Annotated in this window: 20 protein-coding genes and 2 tRNA genes; 14 read left to right on the top strand and 8 right to left on the bottom strand. The window is 62.4% G+C overall.

Annotated features, from left to right (window positions below):
- Positions 1 to 3: 3 nt before the first annotated feature.
- Complete coding sequence (locus N805_RS03510; protein WP_028613309.1) at positions 4 to 429, bottom strand: bifunctional (p)ppGpp synthetase/guanosine-3',5'-bis(diphosphate) 3'-pyrophosphohydrolase; 426 nt, start codon at positions 427 to 429, stop codon at positions 4 to 6.
- Positions 430 to 676: 247 nt separating this feature from the next.
- Entirely contained in the window at positions 677 to 1,246 is a 570-nt protein-coding gene (locus N805_RS03505) for an SPOR domain-containing protein (protein ID WP_019473956.1), read from the bottom strand.
- A gap of 329 nt (positions 1,247 to 1,575) precedes the next feature.
- Here N805_RS03505 and N805_RS03500 point away from each other — a divergent pair, with 329 nt between their 5' ends.
- From N805_RS03500 to N805_RS03480, 5 genes are read left to right on the top strand one after another with little or no spacing between them, the layout of a single operon-like run.
- Positions 1,576 to 2,091 carry a TRAP transporter small permease gene (locus tag N805_RS03500; protein ID WP_019473955.1) on the top strand — a complete coding sequence of 172 codons (516 nt, stop codon included), beginning with the start codon at positions 1,576 to 1,578 and terminating at the stop codon, positions 2,089 to 2,091.
- Complete coding sequence (locus N805_RS03495) at positions 2,091 to 3,374, top strand: TRAP transporter large permease subunit (RefSeq protein ID WP_019473954.1); 1,284 nt, start codon at positions 2,091 to 2,093, stop codon at positions 3,372 to 3,374. Before N805_RS03500 ends, N805_RS03495 begins: the two co-directional genes overlap by 1 nt.
- A 29-nt stretch (positions 3,375 to 3,403) precedes the next feature.
- A complete protein-coding gene (locus N805_RS03490) occupies positions 3,404 to 4,399 on the top strand; it encodes a TRAP transporter substrate-binding protein (protein WP_019473953.1) in 996 nt (331 codons plus the stop codon).
- 51 nt (positions 4,400 to 4,450) lie between these two features.
- On the top strand, positions 4,451 to 5,254 hold the full coding sequence (locus N805_RS03485; protein WP_019473952.1) for a carbon-nitrogen hydrolase family protein: 804 nt from the start codon (positions 4,451 to 4,453) through the stop codon (positions 5,252 to 5,254).
- Between the two features lie 18 nt (positions 5,255 to 5,272).
- On the top strand, positions 5,273 to 6,073 hold the full coding sequence (locus N805_RS03480) for an HpcH/HpaI aldolase family protein (RefSeq protein ID WP_019473951.1): 801 nt from the start codon (positions 5,273 to 5,275) through the stop codon (positions 6,071 to 6,073).
- Between the two features lie 77 nt (positions 6,074 to 6,150).
- Here N805_RS03480 and N805_RS03475 read toward each other — a convergent pair whose 3' ends face one another.
- Positions 6,151 to 7,050 (bottom strand): LysR family transcriptional regulator, encoded by a 900-nt coding sequence (locus N805_RS03475; protein ID WP_016487907.1) that lies wholly within the window; start codon positions 7,048 to 7,050, stop codon positions 6,151 to 6,153.
- A gap of 112 nt (positions 7,051 to 7,162) precedes the next feature.
- Between N805_RS03475 and N805_RS03470 the strand changes: the two genes are divergently transcribed.
- From N805_RS03470 to N805_RS03455, 4 genes are read left to right on the top strand one after another with little or no spacing between them, the layout of a single operon-like run.
- The gene (locus N805_RS03470; protein WP_019473950.1) at positions 7,163 to 7,834 is read left to right on the top strand and encodes an RraA family protein; all 672 of its coding nucleotides are present in this window, start codon (positions 7,163 to 7,165) and stop codon (positions 7,832 to 7,834) included.
- A 49-nt stretch (positions 7,835 to 7,883) separates the two neighbouring features.
- On the top strand, positions 7,884 to 8,933 hold the full coding sequence (locus N805_RS03465) for a TRAP transporter substrate-binding protein (protein WP_019473949.1): 1,050 nt from the start codon (positions 7,884 to 7,886) through the stop codon (positions 8,931 to 8,933).
- Between the two features lie 25 nt (positions 8,934 to 8,958).
- The gene (locus N805_RS03460; protein WP_019473948.1) at positions 8,959 to 9,564 is read left to right on the top strand and encodes a TRAP transporter small permease subunit; all 606 of its coding nucleotides are present in this window, start codon (positions 8,959 to 8,961) and stop codon (positions 9,562 to 9,564) included.
- Positions 9,558 to 10,838: a TRAP transporter large permease gene (locus N805_RS03455; RefSeq protein WP_019473947.1), complete on the top strand. Its 1,281-nt coding sequence runs from the start codon at positions 9,558 to 9,560 to the stop codon at positions 10,836 to 10,838. Before N805_RS03460 ends, N805_RS03455 begins: the two co-directional genes overlap by 7 nt.
- A gap of 48 nt (positions 10,839 to 10,886) precedes the next feature.
- Here N805_RS03455 and N805_RS03450 read toward each other — a convergent pair.
- Positions 10,887 to 10,963: transfer RNA gene (locus N805_RS03450), tRNA-Val, on the bottom strand.
- A 171-nt stretch (positions 10,964 to 11,134) separates the two neighbouring features.
- Positions 11,135 to 11,211, bottom strand: a tRNA-Val gene (locus N805_RS03445).
- Between the two features lie 203 nt (positions 11,212 to 11,414).
- Between N805_RS03445 and N805_RS03440 the strand changes: the two genes are divergently transcribed.
- Complete coding sequence (locus N805_RS03440) at positions 11,415 to 12,698, top strand: NAD(P)/FAD-dependent oxidoreductase (RefSeq protein WP_016498973.1); 1,284 nt, start codon at positions 11,415 to 11,417, stop codon at positions 12,696 to 12,698.
- A gap of 94 nt (positions 12,699 to 12,792) precedes the next feature.
- On the opposite strand, the gene N805_RS03435 is transcribed toward N805_RS03440, so the two are convergent.
- The gene (locus tag N805_RS03435; protein WP_019473609.1) at positions 12,793 to 13,527 is read right to left on the bottom strand and encodes a peptidase C39 family protein; all 735 of its coding nucleotides are present in this window, start codon (positions 13,525 to 13,527) and stop codon (positions 12,793 to 12,795) included.
- A 166-nt stretch (positions 13,528 to 13,693) separates the two neighbouring features.
- On the opposite strand from N805_RS03435, the gene N805_RS30685 reads away from it, so the two are divergent.
- Positions 13,694 to 13,870 carry a hypothetical protein gene (locus tag N805_RS30685; RefSeq protein ID WP_019473608.1) on the top strand — a complete coding sequence of 59 codons (177 nt, stop codon included), beginning with the start codon at positions 13,694 to 13,696 and terminating at the stop codon, positions 13,868 to 13,870.
- A gap of 47 nt (positions 13,871 to 13,917) precedes the next feature.
- On the opposite strand, the gene N805_RS03430 is transcribed toward N805_RS30685, so the two are convergent.
- Together N805_RS03430 and N805_RS03425 are read right to left on the bottom strand one after the other, a co-directional pair.
- Positions 13,918 to 14,670, bottom strand: a complete 753-nt coding sequence (locus N805_RS03430) for a TerC family protein (protein WP_019473607.1) — start codon at positions 14,668 to 14,670, stop codon at positions 13,918 to 13,920.
- A gap of 29 nt (positions 14,671 to 14,699) precedes the next feature.
- Complete coding sequence (locus N805_RS03425; protein ID WP_019473606.1) at positions 14,700 to 14,939, bottom strand: hypothetical protein; 240 nt, start codon at positions 14,937 to 14,939, stop codon at positions 14,700 to 14,702.
- A 131-nt stretch (positions 14,940 to 15,070) separates the two neighbouring features.
- Between N805_RS03425 and nhaR the strand changes: the two genes are divergently transcribed.
- From nhaR to N805_RS03410, 3 genes are all read left to right on the top strand, one after another.
- The gene (gene nhaR, locus N805_RS03420) at positions 15,071 to 15,964 is read left to right on the top strand and encodes a transcriptional activator NhaR (protein WP_019473605.1); all 894 of its coding nucleotides are present in this window, start codon (positions 15,071 to 15,073) and stop codon (positions 15,962 to 15,964) included.
- Between the two features lie 138 nt (positions 15,965 to 16,102).
- Positions 16,103 to 17,314 (top strand): serine/threonine transporter SstT, encoded by a 1,212-nt coding sequence (sstT, locus tag N805_RS03415; RefSeq protein WP_019473604.1) that lies wholly within the window; start codon positions 16,103 to 16,105, stop codon positions 17,312 to 17,314.
- A 120-nt stretch (positions 17,315 to 17,434) separates the two neighbouring features.
- Positions 17,435 to 18,082 carry a YceH family protein gene (locus tag N805_RS03410; RefSeq protein WP_019473603.1) on the top strand — a complete coding sequence of 216 codons (648 nt, stop codon included), beginning with the start codon at positions 17,435 to 17,437 and terminating at the stop codon, positions 18,080 to 18,082.
- Position 18,083 lies beyond the last annotated feature (1 nt).

Genomic DNA, 18,083 nt, shown 5'->3' with positions numbered 1-18,083 from the left:
TCCTCAGCTCAGCGCTTGTAAATAGGCGCTGGCTTCCCGATAACGGGCCAGCCGCGCCAGGTCGGCGGGGCCAGGGCAAGGAATGCGGGAAAGGTCACTGTTATCGGCCAGGTCGGCAAGCTTGACGGTTCGCGCCAACGGGTCGTCGCCCAGGCGTACCACGAAGTCCTGGTACGGCTCGCCTTCACGGCGACTGAGCGCCAGCAAGGCGGCAAGGATTTTCAGCGCAAACCCCTCGCGCGCCAGGTCGGACAGGGTCAGCGGGGTGTCCTCGATCACATCGTGAAGCACTGCGACAATCCGCTGCTCGGGTGTGGACACCCGCATCATCACGCGTAGCGGGTGGAGAATGTACGCCACCCCACCCTTGTCGTATTGCCCTTCATGCGCTCTGGCGGCCACGGCAATGGCCCGCTCCAGTGTAGACATGAGGCCCCTCCCCGTTCGGCATCTTCCACCCAAGCATAGCCAAACTTGTGTGAACAATGTCTAACACACGCCTGACAAAGCTACACACACCCGGTTGGCACGGCCTTATGAAGGCAAATGTTGTGGGAGCGGGCATGCCCGCGAACACCGGCAACGCCGGTGCCATACACCGCGCCGGGTTCTTCGCGGGCATGCCCGCTCCAACAGGTGCCGCGAAGGCTCCGGGCTCCCACCCACTGCTGCAGTTCTAGCGGGCTGCGCCGTGCTGGATAACAACCGAATCGGTGCCCAGCTTGGCCATCACTTCGTCCTTGCGCGCTTGTGCTTCTTCACGGCTAGGGAACGGCCCCATCAGCACCACCGGCTTGCCGTTGCGGTATTCCACCGAAGAGGGGATGCCCTTTTCGATCAGCCGTGCGGTCATGTCGCTCAGCGCGCCCATGTTGGCGCCCTGGATCACTTCCACATCCCAGCCCTCGGGTGCCGGCTGGCCAGCCAGTGCATCGGCACGGCGTTGCAGGTCGGCGCCGCCGCACAGCTCGCGGATGCGCAGGTTGTTGCCGGTGTCGTCGACGATGATGTCGTACTGGCCATCGCGCTTGATCGCCACGTAGCTGCGGTAGGCTTCGTACTGCCCGGCATCGTCCTTGCCGCGGACCTGGCCGCAGAGGGTGCCCTGGGTGTCGATCCGCACGTTGCCGAACTTGGCGGTCTTGGGGTTGTGCAGGTGTTCGGCCACCTGCTTGTGCACGCCTTCCACCTCGTTCTCACAGCCCGCCAAGGCAAGCACTGCCATTACCACAGCCAGTTTGCGCACGCGTGTACCTCCAGATTCGAAGGGGCGGATTCTAGCACGAGGGCCCCGCGCAAGGACCGCGACCATACGTTACACCTTGCAACCAAGTCATCGGACGACACCACCGACGGCGGCGCTGATCGCCATTTCTTATCCCGCTGATAAAAAACTTGAGGCAGCGCAAACCGGGCGTTTCGTACAAGAATCGGGGCAGTCATACGACGACGTATGTCGAATAATAATAAAGGTGAACCCATGTCCCGTTCATACATACAGGTGGATGCTCACGTCCGCATGATCGCACCGGGCGCTTTTGGCGCTTCCTGGGCAGCCCTGCCCCAGGAGGCGCCATGAAAACCCTGGTCGATGGTTACTTCATCATCCTCAAGACGCTGGTGGTAGGTTGCCTGGTCGGCATCACCTGCCTGATCTTCACCAACGTCGTGCTGCGCTATGGCTTCAACTCGGGGTTGTTCTTCAGCGAAGAAATTTCCCGCCTGGCGTTTGTCTGGCTGGTGTTTGCTGGCGCGCAGCTGATGCTGCACGAACACGGCCACATCGGCGTCGACATCGTCACCCGCCGCGTCTCGCCTGGCGTGGCCCGCTGCCTGCTGGCACTGACGCAACTGCTGATGCTGTATGTGACCTGGCTGTTTCTCGACGGCAGCTGGAAGCAGACCCTGATCAACCTGCATGTCGGCGCTCCCTCCACGGGTATTTCCATGGCGCTGTTCTACGGCGCGGGCTTGGTCTTCTGCATCCTCAGCGCGCTGCTGATCTGCACCCAACTGGTCAGGAACCTCACGGGCACCCTCCCGGCACCCGCCCAGACCGAAACTTCGCTCAATGACGGAGCAGTCGAATAATGGCCCTGTCTGTTTTCGTCGGCGTGCTGATGGCCGCCATCCTGATCGGCGCCCCCATCGCCTATGCCCTGATCCTCTGCGGCGTGGCGTTGATGTGGCTGCTGGGCCTGTTCGATGGCCAGATCATCGCGCAGAACATCATCAACTCGGCGGGCAGCTTCCCGCTGCTGGCAATTCCGCTTTTCATCATTGCTGGCGAGGTAATGAACAGCGGCGGCTTGTCCAAGCGCATCATCAAGCTGGCCATCACCCTGGTCGGCCACCTGCGCGGCGGCCTGGGCTACGTCACTATTTTTGCCGGCGTGCTGCTGTCGAGCCTGTCCGGTTCGGCCTTGGCCGACGCCGCCTCGCTGACCGCCCTGTTGCTGCCGATGATGGTTATCGCCGGCTACAACCGTGACCGCTCCGGGGGCCTGATCGCATCGGTGTCGGTGCTGGGTTCGATCATTCCACCCAGCATCGGTTTCGTCGTGCTGGGCGTGGCTTCGGGGCTGTCGATCACCAAGCTGTTCCTCGCCGGCATCGCCCCGGGCCTGATGATCGCCGCCGCACTGGTGGTGGCCTGGTGGCTGATGTCGCGGCGTAACAACGATGTGGAACTGAGCCCCAAGGCCAGCGGCAAGGAGCGCCTCAAGGCCCTGGTTGACAGCTTCTGGGCGCTGATGCTGCCGGTGATCATCGTCGTCGGCCTGCGCTTTGGCGTGGTCACCCCGACCGAGGCCGGTGCGGTGGCCAGTGTCTATGCCCTGCTGGTGTCGTCGCTGATCTACCGCGAGCTCAGCCTGAAGTCACTGAACGAACTGCTGCTGCGCGCCGGCAAGACCACCGCTGCCGTGATGTTCCTGGTGGCTGCCGCTTCGATCCCGGCCTGGATGATCACCATCGCCGATATCCCCGGGCAAATCATCGACCTGATCCAGCCAGTGATGGACAACCCGCGGCTGCTGATCGTAGTGCTGATGCTGCTGATCCTGGTGATTTCCATGGTCATGGACCTCACCCCCACCGTATTGCTGCTCGCACCGATCCTGGTACCGGTGGTGACTGCTGCGAACATCGACCCGATCTACTTCGGCGTGCTGTTCATGATCAATTGCTCGATCGGCCTGATCACCCCGCCGGTGGGCACGGTGCTCAACGTGGTCTGCGGCATCGGCCGCATGCGTTACGAGGCACTGCTCAAAGGCACGTTCCCGTTCCTGATCGCGGAAATTATCGTGCTGTTCCTGCTGGTCATCTTCCCCGAACTGGTCACCGTTCCCGCCCAGTGGTTCGGGCATTGACCCCCCCTATAACAATAAAGGTACTGCCCATGAAGAAACTCGCCCTCATCACCGCCCTGTTGCTGTCCAGCAGCTTGAGCATGGCCGCCGACTACAACGCCCGCGTCATCAAGTTCGCCGCCACCAGCCCCAAGGGCACGCCACCGGCCATCGGCATGGAACTGTTCGCCAAGAAGGTTCAGGCGCGCAGCGAAGGCAAGATCAAGGTGCGCACCTTCCCCAACGGTGTTTTGGGCGGCGACGTGCAGGTGCTGTCGTCCCTGCAGGGTGGCGTGGTGGAAATGATGACCTGGAACGCCGGGCTGATGCTCAACCACGTCACCGACTTCGGCATCCTCGACTTCCCGTTCCTGTACACCGACACCGCCAAGGTCGATGCCATGCTCGACGGCGAGGTGGGCAAGATGCTCACCGACCAGCTGCCGGCAAAAAACCTGGTAGGCCTGGCGTTCTGGGAGCTGGGCGAGCGCAACCTGACCAACAATGCGCGGCCGGTGCAAAAGCTCGAAGACATCGCCGGGCTGAAGATTCGCGCCCAGCAATCGCCGCTGTTCCTCGACGTGTGGGCGGCACTCGGTGCCAACCCGACACCGCTGCCTTTCACCGAGGTGCACACGGCGCTGGAGACCGGCACCGTGGACGGCCAGGAAAACCCGGCGGCGCTGATCCTCGCCTCGCGCTTCAACGAGGTGCAGAAGTACCTGAGCCTGACCCGGCACAACTACAACCCGCAGATCGTGCTGATCAGCAAGACGTTCTGGGACAGCCTCAACAAGGACGAGCAGCAACTGCTGACCGAGGTTGCCCAGGAAGTGCGCCTGGAACAACGGCGCATCTCCCGGGAGGCCGACAGCAAGGCCATCGCCGAGCTGCAGGGCGCGGGCATGCAAGTCAACCAGCTGCCGCCCGAAGAGGTGGCGCGCATCCAGGCCAAAATCCGCCCCGTGGTCGACAAGTACGCCGCACAGATCAATCCCGAACTGGTCAGCAAGGTCTACCAGGCCATGGGCTACCAGCCACAGTGACGCCCTCGCGCCGCGCATTGCGGCGCCTTTCAACTGCCATCAAGGAACAGCATGAAAATCTCCGTAGCCCAGATTCACCCGGTGGCCGGTAACCCGGCCCTGACCGTCGACAAGGTTGCCACGCTGGCACGCCAGACCGCTGCAGAAGGCTCGCGGCTGATCGCCTTTGCCGAATGCCTGATCACCGGTGGCGCGTTCGACAGCCGTGAAGACCTCGAGCGCGGCGCCATCAGCCTCGACGCCCTGGCGCCGCTGCTGGAGGTATCGGCGCAGACCGGCATCCTGATCGTGGTCGGCTTCTACGAGCGGCACGCCAGCTCGGTGTATAACACGGCTGCGCTGATCGGCGCGCAGGGCATCATCGGCCTGCACCGCAAGCGCCACCTGCCGTTCATGATCGGCGACCGCTTCACCGACCGCCCCAGCGAATGGGCACCGCCTGTGTTCGATACCGACATCGGCCGCATCGGCCTGGCCATCTGCTACGAAATCCGCTTCCCCGAAGTGGTACGCACCCTGGCCCTGGAAGGTGCCGACATCGTCGTATTGCCTGCTGCCTGGCCAGAACAGGCACGCATGCTGCCGGACATTTTCAGCACCGTGCGCGCCGCCGAAAACATGGTGTACTTCGTTGCTCCCAACCGCAACGACATGGACGAAGGCATGCAGTTCATCGGCACCAGCCACATCATCGAACCGTCTGGCAACACCCTGGTGCGCGCCGGCCTGGAAGACGGCGTGTACACCGCCGAGATCGACCTGGCCAAGGCACGCAACAAGTCGCTGATCCGTGACCCGGGCATATTCGAAGTGCACCCGTTCCGCGACCGGCTGCCTGAAACCTATCGCATCTGACCCAAGGCGGCATCGAACATGAACCAAAGCACCACACACACCTTGCTGAAGGCCCGCATGGCGCGCGGTGCCACCTTCGGCATAAACATCTACAGCACCGCCTGCATGGCCATCGAGGTGGCCGGCAACTGGGGCCTGGACTTCGTCTTCATTGACGCCGAGCACACCGCGCTGGGCGTGGACCGCGACATGGAAAAACTGCTGCTGGCCGCCAGCAGCGCTGCAATCCCCAGCTTGGTACGGGTGCGGGGGACGCTGGAATGGGATATACGCAAGGCCCTGGAAATGGGCGCTGCCGGGGTGATCGTGCCGCAAGTGCACAACGCCGCGCAGATGCGCCAGATCATCCACTACAGCAAGTTCCCGCCCTTGGGACGCCGCGGTGGCGACAGCTCGGTGCGCTCGGCCGGGTTCGCCGGGCCAGGTTTCGACTGGGCGCGCTATACGCAGGCAGAAAACGACCGCAGCGTGATCGTGCCTATGGCCGAAAGCTATGAGTTTTTCGACAACATCGATGAGATTCTCGATGTGGAAGGGATCGATGCAGTGCACTTCGGGCCGGCGGACTACTCACTTTCACGCGGGTTGCCGGTCGACTACCGCCTGGGCAACCCCGAGGTGCTGCAACGCTTGCAGTTGCTGATCGAGAAATGCCATGCCCGCTCGATCAAGGTGATGGTGCCGTGCTTTCCGGCCGACCGGGTCACCGCCAGGCGGTTGCTGGACATGGGCAGCGACATGCTGCTGATGGGCAGCGATCTGTCATGGCTCAACCAGGCCGGGCAACATATCGCTGCAGTAAAACAGGCGCTCACCTGACCGGCTGACACGCCACACAACCGGCGCCTGCAGGCACCGCGCAGTTTCGGGCTGCTACGGTGCCTGCGGGTGCGGGACTAATCCACCAGAAAGTTCTGTTTTACCAGTGTCGCCCGAATGATCGATACCAGTTCACCCAGTTGCATGTCTGGCCGTTCAGTCAAATAGGAAAGGCAGAACTTTGCCGCAGGGATCGCCGGGTCGCACGGTAATGTCTTCAACATGTCCACCGCCAACATGTCGCGAATCAGTGGCACCGGCAATATGCCAATGGCATGCCCCGCCGATACCATCTTGGCAATAAACGCCAGCGAGTTGCTGGAATGAAAAGCGTGGCTCGCCGAGCCGCTTTCCTGCAACCAGCGGTCCACCACCGAATACAATGTCGACGGCGCGCTGTGGGTAACGATCGAATACTGCCGCGCCTGCTGCGGCAGAAACGGCCCGTCGGCAATCTCCAGGTGCCGCGCCGCCACCCACTGAAATGTCATCCAGCCAAGGAACACATCGGTCACATCCTCGCGTGTGGCCGGGTTGGTCAGCAGGGCGATGTCCAGTTCGTGATCGTTCAGTTTGCGGTTGAGCGCGGCGCCCACATCGATGGTGATTTCCAGGGTGATTTCCGGGAAGTGCGCCTTGATTTCGCTTATTACCGCAGTCAGCCCGACCATGGCCGAGCACTCGTCTGCGCCCAGGCGCAGGCGCCGGTGTTGCTTCTGCTGGGCAGCAAACTGCTCCAGCTGCGTGCTGTTGTTCAGTACCAGTTCGGCATGACGCAGCGCGGTGTGGCCGTCGGCGGTGAGGCTCATGCGCTGCTTGCTGCGGTCGAACAGCTTGACGCTGAGCAACGACTCCATTTCCTTGATGCGCGCCGACACCGCAGGTTGCGTCAGGTGAAGATGCCGTGAGGCCGCGTGCACACCGCCCAGGCGGGCGGTCCAGTAGAATGCCTCGATCTGCATCAGCGTGATACGCATGATAAAAACTGCTCCGGCTACTGCTTACGGATTTTTATTATCGACCGTTCAGGGCGCTTGTTAGGATGACCGAAACCCTTCGAAAAAGCATCCGGCATAACAACAACTCCCTATGTATATCATCGAAGCTCTACCTGCCCCGGTTAACGCCCACGAACTTGAAATACTGATCAATGCCGAACCGGCAACTATCGGCCATTTCATTACCCACGGCATACCCCACCCGGAAATCAAGGCACACTTGCAGAATGTACGGGCGGTGGGCACCGCCGTAACCGTACGCATGCCCGGCAATGACGGTGGCATCCTGCACTACGCCATGGGCTGCGCCCGCCCCGGCGATTTCCTGGTCGTGGACCGTTGCGGCGAGCGCATCACCGCCGCGCTGGGTGGGGCCATGGCCTACGCCGCCAAGCAGGCCGGGGTAGCCGGGATCATTGTCGACGGTTATGTCACCGACCTTGGCGAATTGCGCGAGCACGGCGTACCGGTATGGTCACGCGGTGCCAGTGCCATCACCACGCGGGTGATCGGCCACGAAGGCGAGTTCTGCACTGCCATCCAGTGCGGCGGGGTCATCGTGCGCCCGGGCGACGCCGTGGTGGCGGATGAAAACGGCATCGTATTCCTGCGCCCAGGCAAGGTGGTGGAACTGGCGCAACGGGCAATCGACTTCCAGCGCAACGAAAAGCACACCCTTGCCCGGCTGGCCAAGGGCGAGAAGTTTCCCGATATCGTCGGGTCGCGGTCGACCATCGAGGCGGCGACCCGCCCTCGCCAATAGCGCCAGACCGTACCTGAAGTAGCTCCCGAACAACAACAAGAGGACTACCGTGAAGCTCATCTCCCGGCTCATACCGCTGGCGCTTGGCGCGCTGATGGGCAGCCCGGCCGCACAGGCGCAGGACTACCCGCAAATCCGTTTCAACGTGATCGGTGGCGGTAGCCACAACTACACGTTCCGCGCCGTTGAACAGCCGTTCTGGACCAACACCTTGCCCACCGCATCCCACGGCAAGGTCACCGCCCAGCTGCTGGGGCTGTCGGAGAGCGGCCTCAAGGGCCCGGAAATCATCCGCCTGATGCGCTTTGGCGCGGTAGACATCGGCATGGGCGTGTTCGCATTCGTCGCTGGTGACGATGCCACCTTCGAAGGCATCGACCTGCCGGGCATGGCCGCCGACATCGGCACCGCCCGCCGCATTGCCAACGCCTACAAGCCGGTGCTGGAACAGCGTATGGCCGAGCGCCATGGCATAAAGCTGCTGGCCACCGTGCCGTACACTGCGCAGGTGTTTTTCTGCCGCGCGCCCGTGCAATCGCTGGCCGACCTCAAAGGCCGAAAAATCCGCACGCGCGGGCGCAACATGGCCGAGCTGGTCAAGGCCATTGGCGCTGCCCCGGTCACCCTACCCTTTGCCGAAGTGGTGACCGCCATGCAGACCGGCGTCATCGACTGCGCCATTACCGGCATCGGCTCGGGTAACGCCGCCAAATGGTACGACGTGGCCGGGTACCTGTACGACCTGCCGGTGGACTGGTCGGTCGGCTTCTATGGCATCGGCCTCAAGCGCTGGCAACAGTTGCCGCCTGAGGTGCAGCAACTGCTGCAGGCGCAGTCGAAGGTGCTGGAAGATGCCCTGTGGCAGGAGACAGCCAGGGAAAACCGTTACGCCAAGGCATGCAATATCGGCAGCCCCGACTGCCAGATCCACCAACCGGCGCACATGAGCGCGTCGGCACCCGACCCGCAAGAACAACAGCGCGTGCGCCAGGCGGCGCTGGAAATCGCCAACAACTGGGGCAAGCGTTGCGGCCCAGTTTGTGTCGAGCAATGGAATGCCAGCGCAGGCCGCGCCATCGGCATGCGCCTGGCCCCATAAGCCCTTTCCCTCGGAGCAGACAGTGATGAATACGGCCCATTCCGGCCTGGCGGCCATCACCGCCATCGCCAAGGCCAGCACCTGGGTAGGTGGCTTTGCCCTGCTCGGCTGCGCCCTGCTGATTGGCATCGACCTGATCTTGCGCAAGACCCTGGGCATCTCCATGGGCGGCGCCGATGAGATTGCCGGCTATGTTCTGGCAGTCACCAGCGCCTGGGCGTTTCCGGTCACCTTGCTCAAGCGCTCGCACATCCGCGTCGACATCCTCTACGCTCGCCTTGGCCTGAAGCCACGGGTGGCGCTCGACCTGTTCGCCCTGGCCTGCATGGCCGTGCTGGTCAGCACCCTGGCCTTTCACGCCTGGAATGTGCTGCAGGACTCCATCGAATACCGCTCAGTGTCCAACACGCCGTTGCAAGTACCGCAATGGATACCGCAATCCATCTGGTTTGCCGGCTACCTGTTCTTCGCCCTGACCCTGCTCAGCCTGGCGCTGGTGAGCCTGGGGCATTTATTGCACGAGCGCTGGGGGGCGGTCAGTGCACTGATCGGTATCAACACGGTCGAGCAGGAAATCGAGGAAGAACTGCACCCCGCGGCCAACACCGCCAAGGAGCACACGCCATGCTGAGCATCACCTTGTTCCTGCTGCTGGCCCTGCTGGCGCTGAGCGTGGCCGCCGCCGTCAGTGTCGGCCTGCTGGGGATGTCGCTGTCGCAGTTGTTCTCGACCCTGCCATTGAGCAATGCCATGGGCGAAATCGCCTGGAACACCAGCGCCGAGTTCCTGCTGGTGGCCATCCCTCTATACATACTGATGGGTGAACTGCTGGTGTGTTCGGGGGTGGCCGGGCGCATGTACCAGGCGGTCGAGAAATGGCTGTCCTGGCTGCCGGGCGGGCTGATGAACTCCAACATCGGCGCCAGCGCACTGTTTGCCACCACCAGCGGCTCCAGCGTGGCAACCGCCGCAACCATTTCCACCCTGGCCATTGCGGAGCAGGAACGCAAAGGTTACAACGCCCCGCTGTTCCTGGGCTCGATCGCCGCTGGCGGCACGCTGGGTATCCTGATTCCGCCATCGATCAACATGATCCTGTTCGCCCTGATCGCCAACGTGTCGGTGCCCAAGCTGTATCTGGCTGCAACCATCCCCAGCATCATCCTCAGCCTGTTGTTCGTCGCACTGATCGTGCTGGCCTGCCTGGTGCGCCCGCAATTGGGTGGGCGCAAAGAACACACCCGCTGGGCAGAACGCCTGGCCTGCATCCCCGACCTGCTGCCGCCACTGGCCATCTTCGCCCTGGTGATCGGCTCGATCTACAGCGGTTTTGCCACTGCCAGCGAGTCGGCGGCACTGGGGGTACTCAGCGCCTTGGGCTTGGGCCTGTGGCGCCGGGCTCTCACCTGGCAAAGCCTGGGCCAGGCCTTCGAAGCCACGCTGCGCACCACCGGCATGATCATCTTCATCACTTTGTCGGCGTTTTTCCTCAACTTCGTGCTGGCGTCCATCGGGCTGACCACCACCCTGGTCAACTTCGTCACCGACCTGAACCTGTCACCTACGGCCACGCTGCTGGCGATCATCGTGTTCTATATCGTGCTCGGCTGCTTCATGGACACCCTGGCGATGCTGATCACCACGGCGCCGCTGATCGTGCCGATCGTCGTCGCCCTGGGCTTTGACCCACTGTGGTTCGGGGTGGTGCTGATCGTGCTGTGCGAAATGGGCCAGATCACCCCGCCGTTCGGCATGAACCTTTTCGTGGTGCAGAGCATCCGTGGCCGCGGCAACTTCATGGACGTGGTGTACGGCGCGCTGCCGTTCTGCCTGGCTTTGCTGGTGCTGATCGGCTTGCTGATTGCCTTCCCACAACTGGCGCTGTGGCTGCCAAAGGCGTTCTAGCGGAGAATGCAAAAAGGGCGATCATTTCTGATCGCCCTTTTTGGGATTTGGTAGGCACAATTGGACTCGAACCAACGACCCCCACCATGTCAAGGTGGTGCTCTAACCAACTGAGCTATGTGCCTGTCGTGTGGTGCGCATATTAGTGATCCGATGCGTACCTGTAAAGCTTTTTTTTGAGAAAAATCAAAAACTTTGGAATGTGAGCGCTGCGCGCCCGTACCGCGGTTTACGCTACCCTCAACAATGGACAATGAAAAAAGGGGTGACCCTTTCGGATCACCCCTTCTTCGATTTGGTAGGCACAATTGGACTCGAACCAACGACCCCCACCATGTCAAGGTGGTGCTCTAACCAACTGAGCTATGTGCCTGTCGTGTGGTGCGCATTCTACGCATTCCAAAAGCCCTGTCAACACTTTTTTTCGCGCTAAGCTACTGAATCTTAAACCCTTTATATAAAGGCTGGTTGGAGGGTTGGCCGTAAAGGATTTTCACCAGACGACTAGCGGGTGTTTATTATTATTGATAGCATCGGTACATTCGTTAAAAATATAAAACACGAGGTTCCTGCAGCATGGCTAACACCCCCTACCCCCAGTCCTACTACGCCGCCTCGGCCAACCCGGTGCCGCCACGTCCGGCGCTGCAGGGTGAGGTGGAAACCGATGTGTGCATCATCGGTGCCGGCTACACCGGCCTGTCCAGCGCCCTGTTCCTGCTGGAAAACGGCTTCAAGGTGAGCATCGTCGAAGCGGCCAAGGTCGGTTTCGGCGCGTCGGGCCGCAACGGCGGCCAGATCGTCAACAGCTACAGCCGCGACATCGACGTCATCGAACGCACTGTCGGCCCCAAGCAGGCACAACTGCTGGGCCACATGGCCTTCGAAGGCGGGCGCATCATTCGTGAGCGCGTGGCCAAGTACAATATCCAGTGCGACCTGAAAGACGGTGGCGTGTTCGCCGCCATCACCAGCAAGCAGATGGGCCACCTGGAGTCGCAAAAGCGCCTGTGGGAACGCTTCGGCCACAACCAGCTCGAGCTGATGGACCAGAAGCGCATCCGTGAAGTGGTCGCGTGCGACAGCTATATCGGCGGCATGCTCGACATGAGCGGCGGCCACATCCACCCGTTGAACCTGGCCCTGGGTGAAGCTGCTGCGGTCGAGTCGCTGGGCGGCATCATCTATGAGCAAACCCCGGCAATCCGCATCGAGCGCGGTGCCAACCCGGTCGTGCACACCCCACAAGGCAAGGTGCGCGCCAAGTTCATCATCGTCGCCGGCAACGCCTACCTGGGCAACCTGGTGCCAGAACTGGCCGCCAAGTCCATGCCATGCGGTACCCAGGTGATCACCACCGAACCACTGGGCGAAGAACTGGCGCGCACCCTGCTGCCGCAGGATTACTGCGTCGAGGACTGCAACTACCTGCTCGACTACTACCGCCTGACCAGCGACAAGCGCCTGATCTTCGGCGGTGGCGTGGTGTACGGCGCGCGTGACCCGGCCAACATCGAGGCGATCATTCGTCCGAAGATGATCAAGGCCTTCCCGCAGCTGAAGAACGTGAAGATCGACTACGCCTGGACCGGCAACTTCCTGCTGACCCTGTCGCGCCTGCCGCAGGTTGGCCGTATCGGCGACAACATCTACTACTCGCAGGGGTGCTCGGGCCACGGCGTGACCTACACCCACCTGGCGGGCAAAGTGCTGGCCGAGGCCTTGCGCGGCCAGGCTGAGCGTTTCGACGCCTTCGCCGGCCTGCCGCACTACCCGTTCCCGGGTGGCCAGATGCTGCGCGTGCCGTTCAGCGCCATTGGCGCCTGGTACTACAGCCTGCGCGATCGCTTGGGCTTCTGATGTAAGCAGGCCTGGCCCTAACGCCGGCAAGCCAGCTCCCACAGGTACCGCACAGGCGTCAAACCCAGTGCGCTACCTGTGGGAACAGGCACCGCTATTTGTTCAGGCTGCTGATAGCCTGCTTCGCCGCAATTTCCTGCCCCGCCCGCGCCAGTTCATCCGCAGCTTGCAACCACCGCTGGCGATCCACCTGGGCCGGCAACTGCCGCGGTGGCTGCACCAGCACCGCCCAACTCCCCTGCTTCGCCCACGCCGAGGCAAAGTCATCGAACGCCATCACCTGGCGCCGGTGCATGCCCGAGCGCAGCAGTACACGCTGCTTGTACCGGTCATAGCCGATCAGCACCGCATAACGTGGCTCACTCCACCAGGCCGAACCCTCCTCGTAACGCAGCAGCACCGGGTTGCCCGCCGCCACCTGGGTCAATAGCGCGTCCAGTTGCTTGTCCAGTGGGTAAACCACCATGCCGTAGTCCCGCGCCACGCGAGGGATAGCCGTGTCCAGCGCTTCTGCGCCCTGCGGCAGGTTCAGCGGCTTGTCCAGCAAACCAGGCGTAATCGGCGCGCCCTGTTGCGACAGCACCGCTGCCAGCGCCATGGCACCGCTGTGGTTGGCGTTGCCACGGTAGAACGGCACGCTGCTGATCTCGACCCGCTGCGGCAGGCCTTTGAGGTTGGCAGGCGGTGCGCTGGCACAGCCGGCCAAGGTGGCCGCCATCAGACAGGCGACCAACAGCCGCCGTGGGGCAGCTTTGATGGAATGTTGCTGCATGGACACTCGCTTGTTCCAACGCCAGGCAGGCAGCGCCCGGCTCTGGGCACCGATCATAGGTCCGACAGCGGCGCGGGTATAGTCCGACAGCGGCTTGGAGCGAATCGGACTCAGAGATAGACCTTTGTTCGATGGAACGTCACAGGCGAAGGGCTAGACTAAAGCAGTGTCTGGAAGGCAAGCGCTTGCCAATCGAGCGTTTACCGTAGAGATGGAGGCACAGATGAGCCTGACCATGGCAATTCTCATGCTGGTAGGCATGTGGCTAAGCGTTGCAGCCGCCATGCTGTGGGGTGTAATGCGCATCGTGCGGCGCCATTCCCACCACCACCTGCCGCCGCAGGCCCCTGCCAAACCGCAGCCTGTGCGCCGGGCACGGCGGCCAGCCGGGGTGCATTAAAACTTCAGAAAACGCGAACGGGGCGCAATGCGCCCCGCCTTTTTACATCAACCTTCAGCCGCCTCACGCTTCAATCGCGCCCGGCGAGCAAAAATGTTGAGCATCTCGATCACGGTCGAGAACGCCATGGCCGCATACACATACCCCTTCGGTACATGAGCGCCAAAACCTTCGGCGATCAGCGTCATGCCGATCATGATCAGGAAGCCCAAGGCCAGCATGACCACCGTCGGGTTGTCATTGATGAAGTTGGCCAGCGGGTCGGCGGCCACCATCATGACGATGACTGCCGTGATCACGGCAATGATCATGATCGGCAAGTGCTCGGTCATGCCCACGGCGGTGATGATGCTGTCAACCGAGAAGACGATGTCCAGCAGCAGGATCTGGAAGATTGCCGCTGCAAAGCCCAAGGTAACTGTCGAGCCGACCTTGGCTTCTTCCTTGGCGCCATGCGGGTCGACGCTTTCGTGGATTTCCTTGGTCGCCTTCCACAGCAGGAACAGGCCACCGGCAATCAGGATCATGTCCTTCCAGGAGAAGGCGTTACCGAACACTTCGAACACCGGGTCGGTCAGCTGTACGATCCAGGCCACGGTACTGAGCAAGGCCAGGCGCATGACCAAGGCCATGCTGATACCGATACGCCGTGCCTTGGAGCGGTACTCCACCGGCAGTTTGTTGGTCAGGATGGAGATGAAGATCAGGTTGTCGATGCCCAGCACAACTTCCATGGCCACCAATGTAGCCAGGGCAACCCAGGCGGTAGGGCTAGCGGCGAGTTCCAGCAAGTATTCCATTGTTCAAATCCTGCAGCGGCGGTTTAGGGTCAGATTTCCTGGGTGTCTTTTTTCTTGTCGGCATCCTCAGGCTTCTGCCCTTCGCCGCCGATGGCCTCGTTCAACGCCTGCTGGGCGGCCTTGTTGGTGTCGTCGATGGCCTGCTTGGCCGACTGCGCGGCCTGGTCGAGCATCTGCTGGGCGGATTTCTCGGCCTGGTCGCAGCCTGCCAGGGTAAACAGGGCCAACGCCAGCACCAATGGGGTACCGATGGATTTGAGTTGCAGCATGGTGTCCTCGCTTGAAATATCCCGTCGGCGCATGGCGCCTGATGCGGTGCATTCTAGAGACGCGAATAGTTCAGGAAAATTCGTATTTTCATGGCGTATACTTCGGTTTTTACGAATCGGGACGACCGACGGTGCTCAATTATCGCCAGCTGCATTACTTCTGGGCCGTGGCCAAGACCGGCAGCATCACCCGTGCCAGCGAGCAACTGAACCTCACACCGCAGACCATCAGCGGGCAGATTAGCCTGTTCGAGCAAACCTACGGCCTTGAATTGTTCCAGCGCGCCGGCCGGCAGCTGGAGCTGACCGAGACTGGCCGCCAGGCGCTGGTGTATGCAGAGCAGATGTTCCAGATTGGCGGCGAGCTGGAAGCCATGCTGCGCGCAGGCCCGCAGGAGCAGATCCTGTTCCGCGTGGGGGTGGCCGACGTGGTGCCCAAATCCATCGTCTACCGCCTGCTGGCACCGACCATGGAGCTGGATGAAGTGCTGCGCATCAACTGCCGCGAAGACAAACTTGAGCGGTTGCTGGCCGACCTGGCCATCCAGCGCCTGGACCTGGTGATTTCCGACAGCCCCATGCCCGGCAACCTGGACATCAAGGGCTATAGCCAGAAGCTGGGCGAGTGCGGGCTGAGCTTCTTCGCTACCCCGGCGCTGGCACAGCGCCTGGACGGCCCCTTCCCCGCCTGCCTGCAGGATGCGCCGCTGCTGGTGCCCGGCCAGGAAACCGTGGTGCGTAGCCGCTTGCTGCGGTGGCTAAGTGAGCAACAGGTGCAGCCACGCATCGTCGGCGAGTTCGATGACAGTGCCCTGATGCAGGCGTTCGGCCAGTCGGGCAGCGGCATATTCGTCGCCCCCAGCGTGATCGCCGAAGAAGTGTGCCGCCAGTATGGCGTGGCACTGATCGGCCAGACCGAGGCCGTGCACGAATCGTTCTATGCCATTTCGGTGGAGCGCAAGGTCAAGCACCCGGGGATCGTGGCGATTACCGAGGGGGCGCGGCGGGAGTTGTTTCATTGGTGATTGTGATGGCGTCTTCGCGGGTACCGAGATCCATGCAGTATTTGTGGGAGCGGGTTTACCCGCGAACAGGCCAGAACAGCCCTACAGGCGGTCTATGGTAAAGTCTCGCCCTTTCCAGATTCCGAGATACCGCTGCACATGACCCCCGTCTTCCGCCTCCTCAACCGCACCAGCCTGGTGACACAGATCGTCATCGGCCTGCTCGCCGGCATCGCCCTTGCCCTGCTCGCGCCTGGCATTGCCCGCGACCTGGCCTTCCTTGGCAAGGTGTTCGTCAGCGCCCTGAAGGCCGTGGCGCCCGTGCTGGTGTTCGTCCTGGTCATGGCCTCGATCGCCAACCACCGCCACGGCCAGGAAACCCATATCCGCCCGATCCTCTGGCTGTACCTGCTGGGCACCTTCGCCGCAGCGGTGGTGGCCGTGGTCGCCAGCATGCTGTTCCCGTCCAGCCTGGTGCTGAGCACTGGCGAGGCAACGCTGAGCGCGCCGGGCGGCATCACCGAGGTGATGCAGAACCTGCTGCTGAGCGCGGTCGACAACCCGATCAATGCCCTGCTCAACGCCAACTTCATCGGCGTGCTGACCTGGGCAATCGGCCTGGGCGTAGCCCTGCGCCATGCTGGCGAAACCACCCGTACCGTGGTCGAAGACTTGTCCAATGGCGTGACCCTGATCGTGCGCGTGGTCATCCGCTTCGCCCCGCTGGGCATTTTTGGCCTGGTCAGCTCCACGCTTGCCCAGTCTGGCCTTGACGCACTGCTCGGCTACCTGCACCTGCTGGCTGTGCTGATCGGCTGCATGCTGTTCGTGGCGCTGGTGATGAACCCGCTGATCGTGTTCTGGAAGATTCGCCGCAACCCTTACCCACTCACCCTGCTGTGCCTGCGCGAAAGCGGCATTACCGCGTTCTTCACCCGCAGCTCGGCGGCCAACATCCCGGTCAACCTGGCACTGTCGGAGCGCCTTGGCCTGCATGAAGACACCTATTCGGTGTCGATCCCGCTGGGCGCAACCATCAACATGGCCGGTGCAGCAATCACCATTACCGTGCTGACCCTGGCTGCGGTGCATACCCTGGGTATCCCGGTTGACCTGCCGACGGCCGTGCTGCTCAGCGTGGTGGCGGCGGTGTGCGCCTGCGGCGCCTCGGGTGTGGCCGGCGGCTCGCTGCTGCTGATTCCGCTGGCGTGCAGCCTGTTTGGCATCCCCAGTGAAATTGCCATGCAGGTGGTGGCGGTGGGCTTCATTATTGGCGTGTTGCAGGATTCGGCCGAGACAGCGCTCAATTCGTCGACCGACGTGCTGTTCACAGCGGCAGCTTGCCAAGCCGAAGAGCGGCGTAACGCTTGAGGAACAAGGGGCCGCTGTGCGGCCCCTCGCAGGCAAGCCTACCAGCGGTGATGTCAGTGATTGCTTAAGCCAGGCGCATTACCTAGGCTAGTGGCCTTTCCCCAGTAATGAGACAGGGCCATGTCAGAACACGAAACCGCAGGTGAAGGCCGCTTCAACAGCGTTGAGATCCGCATTCTCGGTTCGCTGATCGAAAAGCAGGCCACCAGCCCGGAAAGCTACCCGCTGACCCTCAATGCACTGGTCCTGGCCTGCAACCAGAAGACCAGCCGCGAGCCGGTGATGAACCTGACCCAAGGCCAGGTCGGCCAGGCCTTGCGCGCCCTCGAAGGGCAGGACATGACCCGCCTGCAGATGGGCAGCCGTGCCGACCGCTGGGAACAACGGGTGGACAAGGCACTGGAGCTGGTGCCGGCCCAGCTGATACTGATGGGCCTGATGTTCCTGCGTGGCCCGCAAACCCTCAACGAACTGCTGACCCGCAGCAACCGCCTGCACGACTTCGACGACACCGATCAGATCCAGCACCAGCTGGAGCGCCTGATCTCGCGGGGCCTGGCCTTGCATCTGCCACGCCTGGCCGGCCAGCGTGAAGACCGCTACACCCACGCCCTGGGCGACCCGGCAGAGATCGAGGTGATCCTCGCTGCACGTCAACAGGAAGGTGGTGCGCGCAGCAGTGGCGGCAGTGTCTCGGAAGACCGCATCGAAGCCCTCGAAGCCCGTATCGCGGCGCTGGAGGCACGCCTGGCCGAGCTGGAAGGCTGAG

The sequence above is a fragment of the Pseudomonas putida S13.1.2 genome (assembly GCF_000498395.2).
Taxonomy (GTDB): domain Bacteria; phylum Pseudomonadota; class Gammaproteobacteria; order Pseudomonadales; family Pseudomonadaceae; genus Aquipseudomonas; species Aquipseudomonas putida_Q.
The sequence above is the reverse complement of the archived record's forward strand: the minus strand, read 5'-3'. Positions and strand labels throughout refer to the sequence as shown.